Source organism: Pseudomonas sp. HY2-MNA-CIBAN-0224, from assembly GCF_040310285.1.
Taxonomy (GTDB): Bacteria; Pseudomonadota; Gammaproteobacteria; order Pseudomonadales; family Pseudomonadaceae; genus Aquipseudomonas; species Aquipseudomonas helleri.
Map to the genome: position 1 here is coordinate 1 of NZ_JBEOPQ010000122.1, position 3,330 is coordinate 3,330.

General features: G+C 50.1%; 2 rRNA genes. Both read left to right on the plus strand.

The features are described 5' to 3' along the window. The first annotated feature begins 230 nt into the window (after positions 1-230). Positions 231-3,122: ribosomal RNA gene (locus AAEZ03_RS25605) — 23S ribosomal RNA — on the plus strand. Between the two features lie 159 nt (positions 3,123-3,281). After that, a 5S ribosomal RNA gene (gene rrf / locus AAEZ03_RS29315) occupies positions 3,282-3,330 on the plus strand; the annotation flags it as partial.

The following is a 3,330-nucleotide window of genomic DNA, read 5'->3' on the forward strand; positions in this document are numbered from 1 at the left end:
TCGTAAAGCTTAGAAATGAGCATTCCATCAAACGATGGTGAATGTTGATTTCTGATCTTTTGATTAGATCGTTCTTTAAAAATTTGGGTATGTGATAGAAAGATAGACTGAATGACACTTTCACTGGTGTTTATTCAGGCTAAGGTAAAATTTGTGATTCTCTTAATTGAGTGTGCGAATTTTCGGCGAATGTTGTCTTCATAGTATAACCAGATTGCTTGGGGTTATATGGTCAAGTGAAGAAGCGCATACGGTGGATGCCTTGGCAGTCAGAGGCGATGAAAGACGTGGTAGCCTGCGAAAAGCTTCGGGGAGTCGGCAAACAGACTTTGATCCGGAGATGTCTGAATGGGGGAACCCACCTAACATAAGTTAGGTATCTTAAGCTGAATACATAGGCTTAAGAAGCGAACCAGGGGAACTGAAACATCTAAGTACCCTGAGGAAAAGAAATCAACCGAGATTCCCTTAGTAGTGGCGAGCGAACGGGGACCAGCCCTTAAGCTGTATTGATGTTAGCGGAACGCTCTGGAAAGTGCGGCCATAGTGGGTGATAGCCCTGTACGCGAAAACATCTTTACAGTGAAATCGAGTAGGACGGAGCACGAGAAACTTTGTCTGAATATGGGGGGACCATCCTCCAAGGCTAAATACTACTGACTGACCGATAGTGAACTAGTACCGTGAGGGAAAGGCGAAAAGAACCCCGGAGAGGGGAGTGAAATAGATCCTGAAACCGTATGCGTACAAGCAGTGGGAGCCTACTTTGTTAGGTGACTGCGTACCTTTTGTATAATGGGTCAGCGACTTATTTTCAGTGGCAAGCTTAACCGAATAGGGGAGGCGTAGCGAAAGCGAGTCTTAATAGGGCGTCTAGTCGCTGGGAATAGACCCGAAACCGGGCGATCTATCCATGGGCAGGTTGAAGGTTGGGTAACACTAACTGGAGGACCGAACCGACTACCGTTGAAAAGTTAGCGGATGACCTGTGGATCGGAGTGAAAGGCTAATCAAGCTCGGAGATAGCTGGTTCTCCTCGAAAGCTATTTAGGTAGCGCCTCATGTATCACTGTAGGGGGTAGAGCACTGTTTCGGCTAGGGGGTCATCCCGACTTACCAAACCGATGCAAACTCCGAATACCTACAAGTGCCGAGCATGGGAGACACACGGCGGGTGCTAACGTCCGTCGTGAAAAGGGAAACAACCCAGACCGTCAGCTAAGGTCCCAAAGTTATGGTTAAGTGGGAAACGATGTGGGAAGGCTTAGACAGCTAGGAGGTTGGCTTAGAAGCAGCCACCCTTTAAAGAAAGCGTAATAGCTCACTAGTCGAGTCGGCCTGCGCGGAAGATTTAACGGGGCTCAAACCATACACCGAAGCTACGGGTATCACTTAGGTGATGCGGTAGAGGAGCGTTCTGTAAGCCTGTGAAGGTGAGTTGAGAAGCTTGCTGGAGGTATCAGAAGTGCGAATGCTGACATGAGTAACGACAATGGGTGTGAAAAACACCCACGCCGAAAGACCAAGGTTTCCTGCGCAACGTTAATCGACGCAGGGTTAGTCGGTCCCTAAGGCGAGGCTGAAAAGCGTAGTCGATGGAAAACAGGTTAATATTCCTGTACTTCTGGTTATTGCGATGGAGGGACGGAGAAGGCTAGGCCAGCTTGGCGTTGGTTGTCCAAGTTTAAGGTGGTAGGCTGGAATCTTAGGTAAATCCGGGATTCTAAGGCCGAGAGCTGATGACGAGTTGTCTTTTAGACAACGAAGTGGTTGATGCCATGCTTCCAAGAAAAGCTTCTAAGCTTCAGATAATCAGGAACCGTACCCCAAACCGACACAGGTGGTTGGGTAGAGAATACCAAGGCGCTTGAGAGAACTCGGGTGAAGGAACTAGGCAAAATGGCACCGTAACTTCGGGAGAAGGTGCGCCGATGAGGGTGAAGCATTTACTGCGTAAGCTCACGTCGGTCGAAGATACCAGGCCGCTGCGACTGTTTATTAAAAACACAGCACTCTGCAAACACGAAAGTGGACGTATAGGGTGTGACGCCTGCCCGGTGCCGGAAGGTTAATTGATGGGGTTAGCTAACGCGAAGCTCTTGATCGAAGCCCCGGTAAACGGCGGCCGTAACTATAACGGTCCTAAGGTAGCGAAATTCCTTGTCGGGTAAGTTCCGACCTGCACGAATGGCGTAACGATGGCGGCGCTGTCTCCACCCGAGACTCAGTGAAATTGAAATCGCTGTGAAGATGCAGTGTATCCGCGGCTAGACGGAAAGACCCCGTGAACCTTTACTATAGCTTTGCACTGGACTTTGAATTTGCTTGTGTAGGATAGGTGGGAGGCTTTGAAGCGTGAACGCCAGTTTGCGTGGAGCCATCCTTGAAATACCACCCTGGCAACTTTGAGGTTCTAACTCAGGTCCGTTATCCGGATCGAGGACAGTGTATGGTGGGTAGTTTGACTGGGGCGGTCTCCTCCTAAAGAGTAACGGAGGAGTACGAAGGTGCGCTCAGACCGGTCGGAAATCGGTCGTAGAGTATAAAGGCAAAAGCGCGCTTGACTGCGAGACAGACACGTCGAGCAGGTACGAAAGTAGGTCTTAGTGATCCGGTGGTTCTGTATGGAAGGGCCATCGCTCAACGGATAAAAGGTACTCCGGGGATAACAGGCTGATACCGCCCAAGAGTTCATATCGACGGCGGTGTTTGGCACCTCGATGTCGGCTCATCACATCCTGGGGCTGAAGCCGGTCCCAAGGGTATGGCTGTTCGCCATTTAAAGTGGTACGCGAGCTGGGTTTAGAACGTCGTGAGACAGTTCGGTCCCTATCTGCCGTGGACGTTTGAGATTTGAGAGGGGCTGCTCCTAGTACGAGAGGACCGGAGTGGACGAACCTCTGGTGTTCCGGTTGTCACGCCAGTGGCATTGCCGGGTAGCTATGTTCGGGAAAGATAACCGCTGAAAGCATCTAAGCGGGAAACTTGCCTCAAGATGAGATCTCACTGGAACCTTGAGTTCCCTAAAGGGCCGTCGAAGACTACGACGTTGATAGGTTGGGTGTGTAAGCGCTGTGAGGCGTTGAGCTAACCAATACTAATTGCCCGTGAGGCTTGACCATATAACACCCAAGCAATTTGAGTAGGCTTTGTAACCAGAGCGACCAGATTGCGGTGTGTGAAGACGATACAAACCGAAAGTTTGCAATCACAAAACACCGACTCTATTACATACCCATTCGCTGGAGCGTTACGCACGTAACGACCTGGCTACCGAATTTCTTGACGACCATAGAGCATTGGAACCACCTGATCCCATCCCGAACTCAG